The organism is Micromonospora sp. NPDC050417 (genome assembly GCF_044458865.1).
Lineage (GTDB): Bacteria > Actinomycetota > Actinomycetes > Mycobacteriales > Micromonosporaceae > Micromonospora_G.
In genome coordinates, this window is sequence record NZ_JBITIH010000017.1 from 104,583 (window position 1) to 120,640 (window position 16,058).

General features: G+C 69.0%; 16 protein-coding genes. 11 read left to right on the forward strand and 5 right to left on the reverse strand.

Translation table 11 applies throughout. The features are described 5' to 3' along the window. Window positions 1–287: 287 nt before the first annotated feature. Window positions 288–641: a hypothetical protein gene (locus ACIBF5_RS22155; RefSeq protein ID WP_396814507.1), complete on the forward strand. Its 354-nt coding sequence runs from the start codon at window positions 288–290 to the stop codon at window positions 639–641. Between the two features lie 64 nt (window positions 642–705). Here ACIBF5_RS22155 and ACIBF5_RS22160 read toward each other — a convergent pair whose 3' ends face one another. Next, window positions 706–1,911, reverse strand: a complete 1,206-nt coding sequence (locus tag ACIBF5_RS22160; RefSeq protein ID WP_396814509.1) for a glycosyltransferase — start codon at window positions 1,909–1,911, stop codon at window positions 706–708. Between the two features lie 111 nt (window positions 1,912–2,022). After that, window positions 2,023–2,370, reverse strand: coding sequence for a hypothetical protein (locus ACIBF5_RS22165; RefSeq protein ID WP_396814610.1), 348 nt, complete (start codon window positions 2,368–2,370; stop codon window positions 2,023–2,025). Window positions 2,371–2,555: 185 nt separating this feature from the next. Between ACIBF5_RS22165 and ACIBF5_RS22170 the strand changes: the two genes are divergently transcribed. Together ACIBF5_RS22170 and ACIBF5_RS22175 are read left to right on the forward strand one after the other, a co-directional pair. After that, entirely contained in the window at window positions 2,556–3,434 is an 879-nt protein-coding gene (locus ACIBF5_RS22170; protein WP_396814511.1) for a metallophosphoesterase family protein, read from the forward strand. Continuing rightward, entirely contained in the window at window positions 3,431–4,096 is a 666-nt protein-coding gene (locus tag ACIBF5_RS22175; protein ID WP_396814513.1) for a 4'-phosphopantetheinyl transferase, read from the forward strand. Before ACIBF5_RS22170 ends, ACIBF5_RS22175 begins: the two co-directional genes overlap by 4 nt. Before the next feature lie 147 nt (window positions 4,097–4,243). Here ACIBF5_RS22175 and ACIBF5_RS22180 read toward each other — a convergent pair whose 3' ends face one another. Both ACIBF5_RS22180 and ACIBF5_RS22185 read right to left on the reverse strand, forming a co-directional pair. Further along, window positions 4,244–4,588, reverse strand: coding sequence for an Lsr2 family protein (locus ACIBF5_RS22180; protein ID WP_121160390.1), 345 nt, complete (start codon window positions 4,586–4,588; stop codon window positions 4,244–4,246). A 724-nt stretch (window positions 4,589–5,312) separates the two neighbouring features. Then, complete coding sequence (locus ACIBF5_RS22185) at window positions 5,313–5,483, reverse strand: hypothetical protein (protein WP_396814515.1); 171 nt, start codon at window positions 5,481–5,483, stop codon at window positions 5,313–5,315. Window positions 5,484–5,956: 473 nt separating this feature from the next. Between ACIBF5_RS22185 and ACIBF5_RS22190 the strand changes: the two genes are divergently transcribed. From ACIBF5_RS22190 to ACIBF5_RS22225, 8 genes are all read left to right on the forward strand, one after another. Next, complete coding sequence (locus ACIBF5_RS22190; protein ID WP_396814517.1) at window positions 5,957–6,961, forward strand: LacI family DNA-binding transcriptional regulator; 1,005 nt, start codon at window positions 5,957–5,959, stop codon at window positions 6,959–6,961. 210 nt (window positions 6,962–7,171) lie between these two features. After that, window positions 7,172–8,845, forward strand: coding sequence for an ABC transporter substrate-binding protein (locus tag ACIBF5_RS22195; protein WP_396814519.1), 1,674 nt, complete (start codon window positions 7,172–7,174; stop codon window positions 8,843–8,845). 110 nt (window positions 8,846–8,955) lie between these two features. After that, the gene (locus ACIBF5_RS22200) at window positions 8,956–10,062 is read left to right on the forward strand and encodes an ABC transporter ATP-binding protein (RefSeq protein ID WP_396814521.1); all 1,107 of its coding nucleotides are present in this window, start codon (window positions 8,956–8,958) and stop codon (window positions 10,060–10,062) included. Further along, complete coding sequence (locus tag ACIBF5_RS22205) at window positions 10,059–11,039, forward strand: ABC transporter permease (protein WP_396814523.1); 981 nt, start codon at window positions 10,059–10,061, stop codon at window positions 11,037–11,039. Before ACIBF5_RS22200 ends, ACIBF5_RS22205 begins: the two co-directional genes overlap by 4 nt. 3 nt (window positions 11,040–11,042) lie before the next feature. Next, a complete protein-coding gene (locus tag ACIBF5_RS22210; RefSeq protein ID WP_396814525.1) occupies window positions 11,043–12,107 on the forward strand; it encodes an ABC transporter permease in 1,065 nt (354 codons plus the stop codon). Further along, window positions 12,104–13,099 carry an ABC transporter ATP-binding protein gene (locus ACIBF5_RS22215; protein ID WP_396814527.1) on the forward strand — a complete coding sequence of 332 codons (996 nt, stop codon included), beginning with the start codon at window positions 12,104–12,106 and terminating at the stop codon, window positions 13,097–13,099. The genes ACIBF5_RS22210 and ACIBF5_RS22215 overlap by 4 nt, the downstream gene beginning before the upstream one ends. A gap of 89 nt (window positions 13,100–13,188) precedes the next feature. Continuing rightward, the gene (locus tag ACIBF5_RS22220) at window positions 13,189–14,616 is read left to right on the forward strand and encodes a GH1 family beta-glucosidase (RefSeq protein WP_396814529.1); all 1,428 of its coding nucleotides are present in this window, start codon (window positions 13,189–13,191) and stop codon (window positions 14,614–14,616) included. Between the two features lie 77 nt (window positions 14,617–14,693). Next, on the forward strand, window positions 14,694–15,146 hold the full coding sequence (locus ACIBF5_RS22225; RefSeq protein ID WP_396814531.1) for a hypothetical protein: 453 nt from the start codon (window positions 14,694–14,696) through the stop codon (window positions 15,144–15,146). Between the two features lie 36 nt (window positions 15,147–15,182). On the opposite strand, the gene ACIBF5_RS22230 is transcribed toward ACIBF5_RS22225, so the two are convergent. Beyond that, complete coding sequence (locus tag ACIBF5_RS22230) at window positions 15,183–16,034, reverse strand: ATP-grasp domain-containing protein (RefSeq protein WP_396814533.1); 852 nt, start codon at window positions 16,032–16,034, stop codon at window positions 15,183–15,185. Between the last annotated feature and the right edge of the window lie 24 nt (window positions 16,035–16,058).

The following is a 16,058-nucleotide window of genomic DNA, read 5'->3' on the forward strand; positions in this document are numbered from 1 at the left end:
ACCTGGGCGACGATGGTCGACCGGGGCGACACCGTCGCGTCCGCCCCCGATGGCAGCGATACCGGGTGACCGAGCCTCGCGTCGACCTGGGAATGATCGGCGCGCAGGGAAAACTGACCGGACCGGTCGTCAACACCATGCGATTCGACCACCGATCCGATTTCCTCAACCATCCGACGGGCGTCCCGCAGCCTCGGCGTCGGACCGGCCGACGATCTCACGATAGACGTCTACGGTGCCCCGAAACCGACGTACGGATCAGCTTCATCGCCGACGCCGAACGCTGTTTGCCCGAAACGCTGACCGCGCGTCAGGAACGCTTCCGGCGCGTACCAGGCATCGCCCGTACCAGCTCGGACCTGCGCCTCAACCACATCGAAATGGTCGACCAGACCACCCGTGACACCATTATGGAACTGTCCCGTAGGCCGCTGCGCGCATTTCCCGACGACACACTTCCCGTGCTGTTCGAGGAGCAGGTGACGCGTATGCGCCAGGCGCCGGCGGTGCTGTCCGGATCGACCTGGCCGAGCTACGACGAACTGAACGCGCGGGCGAACCGGTTGGCCCCGAACTGCTCGCCCGGGGCGTCGGGCCGGAGCAATTCGTGGCCCTGGCGCTGCCCCGATCCGTCGACCTGATGGTGGCGCTGCTGGCCATACTCCAGCCCGGGCCCGTGCTGTGCGCGTCGGCCGGCCGGTACTGTCAGCGTCGGTCGGCCAGGTCGGCCAGGTCCGTGACCAGGTGGGCGAAGCCGGGGCTGGCGAGGTGCTGGCGTTGCATGGCCCGCGCCCGCCACCGGAAACCCGGGTCGCGGAGCACCCGTTCGCAGGCCCCGACCAACCCCGCCTCGGTCAGCTCGGCCACGTCGAGCCGTTCACCCAGTCCCAGTTCGGCAATCCGGTCGGCGTTCGCCGGCTGGTCGGCGAAGACCGGCAGCGCCACCATCGGCACACCGGCCGCCACCGCTTCGTGGGTGGCGTTGAAGCCGGCGTGGGTCACGAAGAGGTCGACCGCCGGCAGCAGTGTGCGCTGCGCGACGAACGGGATCAGTTGGACGTTCGGCGGTGGGGGGCCGACCAACTCGGCCAGCCCGGTCTGGCCGCCGAGCGTCACCACCGAGTGGCAGGGGAGCGCGCCGAGGGCCGCCACCATCGGTGGAAGCAGTTCCGCCATCCCGGGCAGGGTCAACACCAGCGAACCGAGGCTGGCCAGGATTACCGGCCGGTCCGCCGGCAGCGCCGCGACGACCGGGTCGAGGGGTACGTCCTCGCGTGGTGCCGGCGGTCGGTAGTAGCGCCCGGACGGCAGCCTCAGCTCGGACGGGTACCACGCCCGGGGCACCAGCCCGGCGCGCAGATGCCGGTGCGGGTGCAGCGGCTGACGGACCGGGTCGAGACCGAGGGCCTCCCGCTGGGCGTCCAGCGTGTCGATCACCAGCGGCAGCTCCCGGGTGGCGTACGGGGAGATGTCGAGCGTGACGTGCGGGATGCCGAGCACCTCGGCGACGAGGTAGCCGCCGTACTCGGCCGGTTCGCGCACGATCACGTCCGGGCGCCAGTCGCGGGCCACCTCGAGCAGGTCACGGGCGAAACGCAGAGCGATCGGCCCGGCGTACGCCCGTGCGATCTGTTCGGCCGCGACCGGGTCGACGGTGCGCCGGCCGGGCAGCATCAGCCGTTGCGGCAGGCCGAACTCCTCGGCCAGCCGGGGATCGTGGCGCAGCCGTTCCTGGCCGGCGACGTTCGGCAGCGACAGGTGCGGTACGCCGTGCCGGGCCAACTCGTCCGCCATCGAGTCGGCGGTGGCCACCGCGGTCCGGTGTCCGAGGGCCTGTGCGGTCTGGGCCAACGGCACCAGCGCCGGCACCAGATGCGAGTAGATCGGTTGGCTGGTCACGAGGATGCGCACGAGACGGGATGTTGTCCCGGGATCCGCCGTGCCGTCAAGGTTCCACCACGAGCGGTTGTCCACGCTCGACGATTCGGGCGCCGACCGCCTGACCTCCCCCGTTAGCCGGGTTCAGCGGCGGGCGGCCGGGCCGGGTGCGGGCATCACGTACAGGTCCAGCACGTCGGGGAGCGGGGCGACGCCGGGACCACCGGCACGCACCCAGGTGGCGATGTCGTCCACCGCACTGTCGTCGAGGACGAAGCCGAACCAGACCGGACGGGCGCCGGCTGCGCGACCCGCCCCGGACGGGTGGACCACCACCACGTTCGACCGTTCGCAGGCGTCGAGGCAGTCGTCGGTGATCCGTACCCGGTGGTCCGTGCCGATTGCGGCCCGGAGTCGGTCGACCTGACCGGCGTGGTCGACATCGGGGTGCTTGCGGGTGGAACCGCAGCAGCAGCCCCGGCAGACGGTCAACGCGCAGCCCGCCGGTGCCGTCCAGCGGCGTCGGTCGGATGGTGCGGAGACGGGGTCGGATGGGTGGCGCACCTGATCATCCTGACATCCGACCGAGGCCGCGCGCGGCGGGGCCCGTGCCGGTCCCGCCGCCCGTCCGGGTGACGACACGCCCGTCGTAACGATCTTGGCTGGAACGCTCCGGGATGCGAGGCTGGTCCGGTGAAGCATGGAGCGACGTCGTGACCGGCCAGTTACTTGCGGTGAGTGATCTCCATGTGGGCTACCCGGAGAACCGCCGGATCACCGCCGAACTGCGTCCCGGGTCCGACGACGACTGGCTGATCGTGGCCGGCGACGTCGGTGAGATGGCGGCCGACATCGAATCCACCCTGACAATGCTGGCCGACCGGTTCGCCAAGGTGATCTGGGCGCCCGGCAACCACGAGCTGTGGACACCGGCCGGGGACCCGCTCCAGCTCCGAGGCGAGGAGCGCTACCAACATCTGGTACGGATGTGCCAGGCGATCGGCGTGGTCACTCCGGAGGACGAGTACCCGGTCTGGGACGGCGTCGGCGGACCGGCCATCGTCGCGCCGCTCTTCCTGCTCTACGACTACTCGTTCCGGCTGCCCGGACTCGACACCAAGGAAGCGTCGCTGGCCCGGGCGTACGAGACCGGCGTGGTCTGTACGGACGAGTTCGTGCTGCACCCCGACCCGTACCCGAGCCGGGAGCAGTGGTGCTGGGCCAGAGTGGAGCGGACCGAGCGCCGTCTCGCCGCCTGCGATCCAGACCTGCCGACCGTCCTGGTCAACCACTATCCGCTGGTCCGGGAGCCGACCGACATCCTGCGCTATCCGGAGTTCGCCCAGTGGTGCGGTACGGACCGAACCTCGGACTGGCACCTGCGGTTCCGGGCCACCGTGGCGGTCTACGGCCACCTGCACATCCCTCGGACCACCTGGCACGACGGGGTGCGGTTCGAGGAGGTCTCGCTCGGCTATCCGCGCGAGTGGCAGCAGCGGGGGCAACAACCGCAGGTGCCGCGCCCGGTCCTGCGCACCATAGGGGTGGACCAGTGATCGAGCGGCTGCTGCCCTCATCGGTCAGCGTGATGGAGGCATTCGACGACAACGTGCCCGCTCCGCTCTTCCCGGAGGAGGCGGCGCTGGTCGCGAACGCGGTGGTGAAGCGGCGACAGGAGTTCGCCACTGCCCGTCGTTGCGCCCGGGAGGCGATGGCCGGGCTGGGGCTGGCACCGGTGGCGCTGCTGTCAGGGCCGAACCGGGAGCCGCGCTGGCCGGACGGGGTGGTCGGCAGCATCACCCACTGCGACGGCTACCGGGCCGCCGCGGTGGCCCGGAACACCGAACTGCTGACCGTGGGTATCGACGCCGAGCCGAACCAGACGCTGCCGTCCGGGGTGAGTGAGACGGTCGCGCTGCCGGAGGAGATGGGCCAGTTGGCCGAACTGACTTCGGCCGAGTCCTCGGTCCACTGGGACCGGTTGCTCTTCTGCGCCAAGGAGGCGGTCTACAAGGCGTGGTTCCCGCTTGCCCGCCGGTGGCTGGACTTCCATGAGGCCCGCGTCGAGATCGAGCCGTACGCCGGCACCTTCACCGCGACTCTGCTGGTCCCGGGTCCGGTGGTCGACGGCACGCCGCTCACTGGGTTCACCGGCCGGTGGCTGGCCGACCGGGGCCTGCTGCTCGCCGCCATCGTCGTGCCCGTCACCCGCACGTAGGCGGCGCGGATTGCCGCACAGCTCCCGAGCCCGGCTCACCTAGAGAGGGTAGGCCGGGCCCGACTCACCGAAGGCAGTCGATATCCGAGGGGAGATACCTGGGGCGGAAGGACTCCCGCGCTATCGACTGCCCCCTGAGCTGCCCGCTCAGTGGTTGTTGTACGCCTCGACCACGGAAGCCGGGATCCGACCGCGCTCGGAAACGTCGTAGCCGTTCTTGGACGCCCATTCCCGGATGGCCTTGTTCTGGTCCCGGTCGCTGCGGGTGGGGGCGCCACCGCTGCGACGGGTCGGGCGACGGCTTTCCACGCCACCGCGACCAACGCGCGTGCCAGCGGCGATGTACGGGTCGAGCACCTTGCGGAGCTTGCCCGCGTTCTCTTCGGACAGATCAATGGTGTAGCTGACTCCGTCGAGGCCGAACTCGACCGTGCGGTCGGCTTGGCCGCCGTCGAGGTCGTCGGTCAGGACGGTGATTACCTTTTTAGCCATGGTTGATCACTCCACGTGAACAATGGGGTTCCAGGTGATGAGTTTGACTCATCAATCACTGATTTTGCAACGTTCCCTCCATTGTCCGAGTGGCGTGGCTGCCGTCGGCCCCCGGAAACTCGCCCTACCGGCATAAGAGCCTCCGCCGGCAGCCTCCCGGTTCGGTGGGGTCGGGCGGCAGCCGGTACGGTAGGAAGTTCCGTTGTGCTTACTAAGCCGGGGCGGTCCAATTCTGGTTTGCGTCCCCGGTGCCGCTCCAGATCTGCGGCGGGGTGCTGTCGGCGGCGGTGTTACCGGTGACGTCGAGGCACTTGTTCGCCCGGCGGATTTGACCAGGTCACGGCCGGTTGTAGAGGCGCACACCTTGGTGAAGGGGTCGTTGCGGGTGTAGATCCGCACTCCTGCCCCGTTGACGATGGACCGCCGCGGATGGTGAGGCATTCGCCCGACTGCGCCTACGGATGCCGTCGGCGAGCCGGGTCCACAGTTGCGCCGTTGTTCCGTCGCGGCCGTACCACTGCGCCGCCATGCCCCGGGCGGAGTCGGCGATGTCGGCGCACATTCCACCGAGGCCGGTGATCTGGCCGGTCGGTGGTGGGATGGTCGGCCCGGTCCGCTGCGTCCCTGACCGGGGGGAGATGGCCGAGGTCCACGCCGGCGGGGATAGGTGAAGGGCCGGTTTTCCCAGTTCATCTTCGCCATCAGGTCTAGCTGACCAGGTTCGTCATGTCCGCCGAGTGCCGGCCGGCGATCCATGTGGCGCCGGAATGCGCGGAGCGCGGTATCCGTTCCGGGCGATCACGCCGAAGATCGGGGCGTTGCCGATTGCCAGGTCGTTGACCAGCGGCGCGGCCCGGACTTCGCACTCGTTCCAGTTCCCGTCGTGTACCGGCATCTCGGTGTTGTCGATTCCCCGGAGCGGAATGCGGGAAAGAGGAGGTTCTTGGCGGACTCCCGCAACCCGGGAGGACGCCCTCTGTGGCGTGCCCTTGTCGATGGCACAGATCTTCTCCGACCGCGAGGCGTTTTTTTGCCGGGAGGTGGGCTCTCGGCGCCCACTGGGCGGGGGCGGTCACCGCCCCCGCGACGACCAGGGGGCGCGGCAGCGGCAGGACTCGCTCTGCTGGCCGTCGGGGGTGCGATGCTCGCGGGCGTCGGGAGTGGACCCCGTTGAGCCGGTCTGGTGCATCGACGGTGATGAGGGGGCGGCGGTCCCGTACGGCTAACTGCAAGGTTTGTTTAGAAATTTGGGTTGTTACATGAACGTGATTGACGTGGCCCGCGTCACTCCGGTTGACTCGGGCCGGAACCGCTTCCGCAACCGGTTCCGAATCAGCCGTTAACCGTCCTGACACGAAGGGCACCCACGTGCCGATCACCATTGCCGACGTCGCGGCCCGGGCCGGGGTCAGTAAGACCACCGTGTCGCGGGTGCTGAACGGCAAGGGTGAGCTGGACGTACAGACGGCGGCGCGGGTGCGGCGGGTGATCGAGGAACTGGGTTACGTGCCGAGCGCGCGGGCGGTCGGCCTGGCCCGAGGCCGTACCCGGGTGGTCGGCATGCTGGTCCCGTCGCTCACCTGGCCCTGGATGGGCGAGGTGCTCCAGGGCGCGGTGGACGTGGTGGAGACCGAGGGCTACGGCCTGCTGCTCTTCACCTGCAACCGGGGCGAGGAGTCGATGCGGCAGTTCGCCTCCCAGGTGTCGGCGAAGTCGTTCGACGGACTGCTGGTGATCGAGCCCGAGGGGACCCTCGACTACATCACCGACCTGCACGCGCGCGGCCTGCCGGTGGTGCTGATCGACGACCGGGGCCACCAGCCGCTTTTTCCGTCGGTCACCACCACCAACCGTAGTGGTGGTGCCGCCGCCGCCCGCCACCTGCTGGAACTCGGCCGACGTCGGCCACTGGTCATCACCGGCATCGAACCCTTCGGCTGCACCCAGGAACGGCTGGCCGGGTTCGGTGACGTCTACGCCGAGGCGGGCTCGCCACTGGACCCACGGCTCGTCGTGGAGGGCGACTTCACCTTTGACCGGGGTCGGGCGGTGGTCAAGCAGTTGATGGCCGACGGGCTGGAGTTCGACGCCGTCTTCGCGCACAACGACCTCTCGGCGGCCGGTGCTCTGCTGGCCATCCGCGAGTCGGGCCGCCGGGTGCCGGAGGACGTCGCCCTGGTCGGCTTCGACGACATTCCGTACGCCTCGCACACCGACCCGCCACTGACCACGGTGCATCAGCCGATGCGCCAGATGGGCGAGGCCGCGGCGCGGATGCTGCTGGCGCACTTCGACGGCACGCCGCTTCCCGACGTCCCGCACGTGCTGCCCACCACCCTGATCATCCGAGCCTCGACCATGGTCCCCGCCTGACCCGTACGCCACCCCTGACCGGTCCCACCCCCGACCGCTCCGCTCCGCCACCGGAACCACCCCGACCGGCTACCCCCTACCCCTGACCAAGCACAGCGCAACCCGTCTGCCCGATTGTGAGAGCGCTCTACCGATCGGACGGACCCTTTGTCAGCCCGTCTCTCGACATCCCGACGACCACCCTCACCACCACGACACAGGGAGGAATACATGCACGTCAGACGGACTCTCGCGCTAGCCCTCGCCAGCGTGACGGCGCTCGGGGCGCTCGCCGCCTGCGGCGACAGCCCGAACGCCAACAGGGACGGGAACAACGCCCCGTCCGTGCTGAACATCGGCATGCCGAACGGACCGCAGACCGAGAACCACAATCCGTTCCTGAGCTCCGCGTCCGCCGCGTCGCTCGGCTACCGGTGGCAGATCTACGAGCCGCTGATCATGGATAACCTGATTCGCCCCTCCGACGCGGGCAAGCCGTGGCTGGCCACCAAGGCGGAGTGGAGCAACGGCTACAAGACCCTCGCACTGACCATCCGCGACGGCGTCAAGTGGTCCGACGGCAAGCCGTTCAGCGCCGAGGACGTGGTGTTCACGTTCGATCTGATCAAGAAGACCGAGGCGCTGAACGTCAACGCGTTGCCGCTGCTCGACATCACCACCAGCGGTAGCACGGTCACGATCAACTTCGGCGCACCGCAGTTCGTGAACCAGCACAAGATCCTCACCACCATCCCGATGGTGCCCAAGCACATCTGGTCCACGATCGCGGACCCGGCTACCGACATCAACAAGAACCCCGTCGGCACCGGCCCGTACACCCTGAAGTCGTTCACCCCGCAGACCACCACCCTGACCGTGCGGGACAACTACTGGCAGGACCTGCCGAAGGTGAAGGAACTGCGCTACACGTCGTACAACGACAACAACGCGCAGACCACCGCCCTGGCCAACGGCGAGTCGGAGTGGAGCTTCGTCTTCATCCCCAACTACAAGACCGTCTACGTCGACAAGAACCCCCAGTTCAACAAGGTCTGGCCGGCGTCCGTACTCGGTATCCACGGCCTGTACATCAACACCACGAAGAAGCCGTTCGACAACGCGGCACTGCGCCGCGCGATGAACATGGTGATCAACCGCAACGACATCTTCGTCCAGGCCGAGGCGGCCTACTTCCACCCCGAAGTGACCTCCGTGACCGGCATTCCGCTGCCGGCGGGTGAGTCGTTCATCGCGCCCGAGTACAAGGGCCAGATGCACAAGGTCGACGTCGAGGGGGCCAAGGCGCTGCTCGCCCAAAACGGTTTCAAGCTCGATGGCAACGTGCTGAAGGACCCGAGCGGCAAGCCGGTCACGCTGAACCTGAGCGACCCGGCCGGCTGGTCCGACTACATCACCAGCCTGGAGATCGTGAAGGACAACCTCTCCCAGATCGGTATCGCCGCTACGGTGGAGAAGGCCAACCAGGACGCGTGGTTCACCTCGGTCGAGGAGGGCAACTTCGAGGCCAGCTTCCGTTGGACCAACGGTGGTGCCACGCCGTACGACATCTACCAGACCATCATGGACGGTCGGCTGCTCAAGCCGATCGGCACCGCGTCGCCGCAGGGTAACTTCGGTCGCTTCAACAACCCTGAGGCGACCGCGGCACTGGAGGCGTACGCCAGCGCTGCTGACGACGCCGCCCGTACCACCGCGATGAACACGCTCCAGAAGATCTTCGTCGAGCAGATGCCGATGATCCCCGTCGGCGCGGACAACGCCGGTGGCGCCTACGTCACGAAGAACTGGGTGGGCTGGCCGGACGACCAGAACCCGTACGCCCCGGCCCAGCCGACCCAGCCGAACGCGGTTGACGTCGTGCTCCACCTCAAGCCCGCTTCCTGATCCACCCGCGTCGTCTCCCGGGTGCGCCGTGACAGGCCACCCGGGAGGCGACGTCGCCGCGCGGAGCCAGCGCCGCGCGCGGATCAGCTCTCTTCGACAGGAGCTCCGGCATGACCTTGAGCGAGCCCTCCGCCCCTCCGCTGACCGAGGTGGTGCTGGAGGCGGAAAGCCTGACCAAACATTTTCCGGTCCGACGGCGGGTCCGGGACTTCCTCTCCCGCGAGCGGCGGGTGGTGCACGCGGTCGACGACGTGAACCTGGTACTGCGCCGGGGCCGGGTCACGGCTCTCGTCGGTGAGTCCGGCTCGGGCAAGTCGACGGTGGCGCGGCTGCTGGCCCAGCTCTACCGGCGCACCTCCGGCGACATCCGGCTGCACGGCGAGTCGACCACCGTACGCGGCGGCCGGCGGTTCCGGGCGTACGCCCGCCGGGTGCAGCTCACCTTCCAGGACCCGTTCGCCTCACTGAACCCGGTCCACACCGTCCGCTACCACCTCACCCGGTCGCTGCGCATCCACGGCCACGGCGGCAAGACCTCCGCCGAGCTGGAGCGCGCCCTGCACGACCTGCTCGGACGGGTGTCGCTCACCCCGGCCGAGCGCTACATCGACAAGTTCCCGCACGAACTCTCCGGCGGCCAGCGCCAGCGGGTGGCGATCGCCCGCGCGCTCGGCGCCGACCCGGAGGTGCTCCTCGCCGACGAGCCGGTCTCGATGCTCGACGTGTCGATCCGGCTCGGTGTGCTGAACCTGCTGCGCGACCTCAAGGAACGGCTGAACCTGGCCATCCTCTACATCACCCACGACATCGCCTCGGCCCGGTACTTCGCCGACGACACCCTGGTCATGTACGCGGGACGGATGGTCGAAGGCGGCGACAGCGAAACCGTCACCCAACGGCCGGCGCACCCGTACACCCGGTTGTTGATCGCCTCGGCGCCGGACCCGGACCGGATCCAGGGCTCACCCACCGAGGCCGCCTCGGCCACCCCCGAGGACCGGGGTGGCGGCGAACCGCCCAGTCTCATCGACCCGCCGTCCGGGTGCCGCTTCCACCCCCGCTGCCCGAGCGCGATGCCGCGCTGCCTCAGCACGCTGCCGCCCCGGCTCGCGGTGCAGGGGGAGCCGGGACACTGGGCCTCCTGCTGGCTCTACGACCCGGAGAACACCGAGACGCCGGGCTCCGCCGCCCGCGAGGTAGGGGCGGTGGCCTCGTGAAATTCCTGCTGCAACGGATCGCGTTCTACCTTTTCACCGCCTGGGCCGCGATCACCATCAACTTCTTCATCCCCCGGATGATCCCCGGTGACCCGGTCCAGTCGCTGATCTCCCGCTACCAGGGCCAGATCAGCACCCAGGCCATGCAGTCGCTCTACGTGCTCTTCGGGTTGGACAAGGAGAAGAGCCTCTGGCAGGAGTACGTCGAGTACTGGGGCCAGCTCTTCCATGGTGATCTGGGTCTGTCTTTCACGTTCTTCCCCGCCCCGGTCTCCCAGGTGCTCTCCGACAGCCTGCCCTGGACCCTCGCCCTGGTCGGCATCACCACCGTGATGAGCTTCTTCACCGGCACCGCCCTCGGTGTGGTCGCCGGGTGGCGGCGGGGCTCCTGGCTCGACGGGCTGCTCCCGGCGACCACGTTCCTCTCCTCCATTCCGTACTTCTGGCTCGGTCTCATCTCGATCGCCCTGCTGGCCGGTCCGGGGAGCTTCTTCCCCTCCTCCGGCGGGTACGAACCCGGTCTGGTGCCGGCCTTCGACCAGTACTTCATCGGCAGCGCGATCCAGCACAGCCTGCTGCCGGCGTTCACCATCCTGATCTCGTCGGTCTCCGGCTGGATCCTCAGCATGCGCAACATGATGGTCACCGTCGCGGCGGAGGACTACATCACCGTGGCGCACGCCAAGGGGCTCTCCGAGCGGCGGGTCGCGGTCAGCTACGCCGCCCGCAACGCGCTGCTGCCGAACGTCTCCGGATTCGCGCTGTCGCTGGGCTTCATCGTCGGCGGCACCCTGCTGGTCGAGATCGTCTTCTCCTATCCGGGCCTCGGGTTCCAGCTCTTCCAAGCGGTCGGGGCCAAGGACTACCCGCTGATGCAGGGCATCTTCCTGATCATCACGCTCTCCGTGCTGCTGGCGAACCTGCTGGCGGACCTGGCGTACCTGGCCCTGGATCCCCGAACCCGCAAGGAGGGCTGAGCGATGGCCATCCCCACCAGCAGCATCGACGCCGTCATTCCCTCCGGGCCGGTGGCCGAGACCGCGCCGCCGGCCGCCGCCCGCCGCCGCCGACTGCGGTTCGTGGCCAATCCCAAGGCCGCGACCGGGCTGGTCATCCTGGGCATCTTCCTGCTGATCGCGGTGATCGGCCCGTGGATCGCCCCGTACGACCCGTCGGCCCGTGGCGCGGACCTGGTCGCGCCCCCCTCCGGCGAGCACTGGTTCGGCACCACCCACCTCGGGCAGGACATCTTCAGCCAGGTGCTGGTCGGCACCCGGGGCGTCATCTTCGTCGGATTCCTGGCCGGCGCGGTCGCGACCGTGCTCTCGGTGCTGATCGGGGTCACCGCCGGGTACCTCGGTGGAGCCGCAGACGAAGGACTCTCCGCCCTGTCGAACGTCTTCCTGGTGATTCCGGCGCTGCCGCTGGTCATCATCCTCGCCTCGACCATCCAGTCCGCCGGTGACCTGGTCGTCGCCCTCGTCATCGGCTTCACCTCGTGGGCCTGGGGAGCGCGGGTGCTGCGCGCCCAGACGCTGTCGCTCCGAAGACGCGACTATGTGGAGGCGGCCCGCGCCAGCGGGGAGAGCACCTGGCGGATCGTGCTCTTCGAGATCCTGCCGAACCTGACCGCGATCATCGCCTCGAACTTCGTCGGCACGGTCATCTTCGCCGTGATGTCCGAGATCACCCTGGCGTTCATCGGCATCTCGACCATCTCCGAGTGGAACTGGGGCACGATCCTGTTCTGGGCGCAGAGCCAGCAGGCGCTGGCCCAGGGCGCCTGGTGGTGGTTCGTCCCGGCCGGGCTCGCGATCGCCCTGCTCGGCACCGCACTGTCGCTGGTCAACTTCGGTATCGACGAGTTCGTCAGCCCCCGGTTGCGCAGCAGCGGCAAGGCGAAGGTGCGTACCGCCGACGGCCGGGTGGTCCGGATGCGGGTCGGGTTCACACCGGTGCTGGCCGCGCCGACGTCGACCCCACCGCCGGTGCCCGAGGGTGCCGCCGTGCTGACCAACGCCGAGGGAAAGGCGGCCGGGCGATGACGCGACCCGTGCTGGAGATCAAGAACCTCAACGTCGACTACGGACTCGGCGACCAGGCCGTACGAGCGGTCCGGGACGTCAACCTCACCCTGCACCGGGGCGAGGTGCTGGGCCTCGCGGGGGAGAGCGGCAGCGGCAAGTCCACCCTGGCGTACGGGGTGACCCGGCTGCTCCCACCGCCCGGTGCGATCAGCGGCGGCTCGGTGATCTACCACCCGCCGAGCGGCGAACCGATCGACATCATGACGCTCAGCCCGGCGCAACTGCGCACGTTCCGCTGGGCCGAGACCTCGATCGTGTTCCAGGGGGCGATGAACTCGCTCAATCCGGTGCACAAGGTCTCCACTCAACTGCTCGATGTCCTGGCCGCACACGAGCCGACGATGAGCGCCGCCGCCCGGTTGGCCCGTGCCCGCGAGTTGCTCAAACTCGTCGGCATCTCGGCCGACCGGCTGGAGAGCTACCCGCACCAGCTCTCCGGCGGCATGCGCCAACGGGTCATGATCGGCATGGCGCTCGCTCTGGAACCGCAGATCGTCATCATGGACGAGCCGACCACCGCGCTCGACGTGGTGATGCAGCGGCAGATCCTGGGACAACTCGTCGAACTGCGGGAACGGCTCGGCTTCTCGGTGCTGTTCATCACCCACGACCTGTCGCTGCTGGTCGAGTTCTCCGACCGGATCGCGATCATGTACGGGGGGCGGATCGTCGAGGAGGCGCCCGCCGCCGCGCTCTACCGTGACTCGCTGCATCCGTACAGCGAGGGGTTGCTGAACTCGTTCCCGGCGCTGCGCGGCCCGCGTCGGGAGCTGAGCGGCATCCCCGGTTCGCCGCCGGACCTGCGCGGGATGCCGACCGGCTGCTCGTTCCACCCGCGCTGCCCGAAGGCGTTCGACCCGTGCGGTACGGAGATCCCGGTGCTGGGCGTACCGAAGGAGGGTACGGCCGTGGACCGGGCGGTGGCCTGCTGGCTGCACCCGGTCCGGTGACGGCCCGGACCGGTCTCGGTGTGCGCGGGCCACCACCGGTCGCCGCCGACCAGCCCGACACCAGTTCCCCACACCCGATCAGGAGAGCCATGGACACGACCGCCCCGACACTCGATCCTGCCCGCGTGGCCAGCGGTCAACCCGATCCGATCGACAGCCTCCCCGCCGACTTCCGCTGGGGCGTCGCCACCTCGTCGTACCAGATCGAGGGAGCCGTAGCCGAGGACGGACGTACCGCCTCGATCTGGGACACCTTCTGCCGGGTTCCCGGCGCGGTGCACAACGGCGAGCACGGCGACGTCGCCTGCGACCACTATCACCGCATGCCCGCCGACGTGGCGTTGATGCGTGACCTCGACGTGGACACCTACCGTTTCTCGGTGGCCTGGCCGCGGGTCCAGCCCGGTGGTCGGGGCCCGGTCAACCCGGCGGGCCTGGCCTTCTACGACCGGCTGGTGGACGAGTTGCTGGCCAAGGGGATCGACCCGTGGGTCACCCTCTACCACTGGGACCTGCCGCAGGAACTGGAGGACGCGGGCGGCTGGCCGGTCCGGGACACCGCGTACCGGTTCGCCGACTACTCCATGCTCGTCTTCGACCAGCTCAGTGACCGGGTACGCACCTGGACGACGCTGAACGAGCCGTGGTGCTCGGCGATGCTCGGCTACGCGTACGGGCGGCACGCCCCGGGCAAGCGGGACTTCGAGGCGGGCATGCACGCGGTACACCATCTGCTGCTCGGGCACGGCCTGGCCACCCAGCGGATGCGGGCCGCCGCGAGCGGGCCGGTCGACCTCGGCATCACGCTGAACATGAGCACCTCGACCGCGGCCAGTGAGAGCGAAGCCGACCTGAACGCCGCCCGCCGGGCCGACGGGCTCGGTGTGCGGATCTACCTTGATCCGCTGGTGTACGGGCGCTATCCGCAGGACATCGTCGCCGACCTGGCCGCCCGCGACATCGAGCTGCCGGTGCGGGACGGGGATCTGGAGATCATCTCGACGCCGATGGACGTGCTCGGGGTCAACTACTACTTCAGCACCCAGCACTCCGGAGTGGACGAGCAGGGACGCACCGAGGACGCCGACGGGCTGCCGGTCGACCGGGAGGTGCCGTTCGGTCGGCCCCGCACCGCCATGGACTGGGAGATCGTGCCCGAGGGCTTCACCGAGCTGCTGGTACGGCTCGGCCGCGACTATCCCGGCCTGCCGATGGTGATCACGGAGAACGGTTCCGCGTTCGACGACAAGCCGGACGAGAGCGGGTTCGTCGCCGACGACGACCGGGTCGGCTACTTCGCCTCGCACATCGGGGCGGTCGCCCTCGCCCGCCAGCAGGGTGCCGACATCCGGGGCTACTTCGCCTGGTCGCTGCTGGACAACTTCGAGTGGGCCTACGGCTACGACAAGCGTTTCGGCATCGTCCGGGTCGACTACGACACGCAGGTGCGTACGCCCAAGCGCAGCGCACTCTGGTACCGCGACACCATCCGCCGGGTACGCGACGCCGGCAAGTGAACTGACCGCGTTCCGGGAGGGGTACGGCGACCGATCTCGTTCGGCCGCCGTACCCCGTTCCTGCGATCATGCTCGTCATGCGGGACGAGAACCTCGTGGGACTCTGGGACAGCAGTCCGTACGACTACGGTTCGATGGAGTCGAGCTGGGTCTGCCTTCGGCGCGACGGCACCGGCTGGACAGCGGTCGCCAACACCGGCAGTGCGGCGGTCAGCCAACTCACCTGGGATTGCTCCGCCGAGGGCGAGGTCGAGCTGCGATACACCTGGACAGCCTCCGGGAGCTGGGCTCCCGGCACGCCGTTCATCCTCGCCGAGGTCGACGAGGAGGGTCCGTACGACGAACGGGTGCGTACGCGCTACTCGGTCGGTACCGACATGGCGCCGATGGCGGACTCACCAGCAACCGCCCTGCGCCTGGAGGAGAGCGTCGAGTTCACCCAGCGCTTCGCGCTGATGACCCGGGATACCGACCAATGGGGTGCGGCACCTGCGCCAGCAGTCGGAGATCGACCGGAACCGGGTGCATGAACAACGGCAGCACAGGGGTTGGCCGCCCTCTCGTGGTCAACGGGGCTCGCCGAACAGCGCGGCCATGAACGCCCCGGGCTCGATGCTGGTAGGCCGGTCGCTGACCTGCCCATCGCCCAGCTCGACGACCCTCCACACACCGTCCGTGCGCAGCGCGAGGTCGACGGTCACGAAGGGCAGGCCCAGCGCGGCTATCAGAGGTGTGACCCGAGCGAGGTCGACCGTGGCGGGTGGACAGTCGTTCGGAGTGTCCGGATGCGAGCCGACCAGAACGCACACGCCATCGACCCACCAGGTACGCACCTCGGCGGAGGTGAAGGGCTCGAAGCGACGCAGGACGAACCCGCCCACGAGGTCGTCCTCGCGGAGCTGAAGAAACCGGCTCGCCACTTCCCAGGCAGCCACGGGATCAGCGAGTTCGGGAATGAACGCGGCCTCGTGCCAGTAGTGCTTCATCGACTTGGTGTAGTCGCGCAACACCGCTGGACCCGCCCCCAGTTCGACGCGTGCCCGGTCGAAGTCCGCCTGACCCGTACCCGTGGTCCAGACCGACGGTGGGGTGACCGCCGCCAGGCTGGAATACCAGCCAGGCAGCTCGTGGGCCCGCCGGTACTGGTCACCGCCGGTTCTCAACACCACGCCGCGTCCGGCGAGCATCTCGGCGAACGGGGCGTACCGCTCACTGCGCAGCATCCAGCCGCGGTACACCGCGGTTCCGCTCCCTGACACCGATGCGACTGCCCGTTCCCGCTCGTCTGCTCGGGTCAGCGCGTCGTGGTCGACGACCGATACGTCGATTCCAGCATCGCGAGCCGCGTCCGCCTCCGCCGCGAAATGGTCGTCCGGGCGGCGCGGTCGCAGAGGGTTCGCGGGAACCAACAGGATCACTCGCACATCCTGCCAGAGGAACGA

Excerpts from the sequence above, each read along its gene's own strand:
- ACIBF5_RS22170 (WP_396814511.1), top strand. The coding sequence starts at position 2,556 with ATGCGAGGCTGGTCCGGTGAAGCATGGAGCGACGTCGTGACCGGCCAG.
- ACIBF5_RS22180 (WP_121160390.1), bottom strand. The coding sequence starts at position 4,588 with ATGGCTAAAAAGGTAATCACCGTCCTGACCGACGACCTCGACGGCGGC.
- ACIBF5_RS22185 (WP_396814515.1), bottom strand. The coding sequence starts at position 5,483 with ATGCCGGTACACGACGGGAACTGGAACGAGTGCGAAGTCCGGGCCGCG.
- ACIBF5_RS22195 (WP_396814519.1), top strand. The coding sequence starts at position 7,172 with ATGCACGTCAGACGGACTCTCGCGCTAGCCCTCGCCAGCGTGACGGCG.
- ACIBF5_RS22200 (WP_396814521.1), top strand. The coding sequence starts at position 8,956 with ATGACCTTGAGCGAGCCCTCCGCCCCTCCGCTGACCGAGGTGGTGCTG.
- ACIBF5_RS22210 (WP_396814525.1), top strand. The coding sequence starts at position 11,043 with ATGGCCATCCCCACCAGCAGCATCGACGCCGTCATTCCCTCCGGGCCG.
- ACIBF5_RS22215 (WP_396814527.1), top strand. The coding sequence starts at position 12,104 with ATGACGCGACCCGTGCTGGAGATCAAGAACCTCAACGTCGACTACGGA.
- ACIBF5_RS22220 (WP_396814529.1), top strand. The coding sequence starts at position 13,189 with ATGGACACGACCGCCCCGACACTCGATCCTGCCCGCGTGGCCAGCGGT.
- ACIBF5_RS22225 (WP_396814531.1), top strand. The coding sequence starts at position 14,694 with ATGCGGGACGAGAACCTCGTGGGACTCTGGGACAGCAGTCCGTACGAC.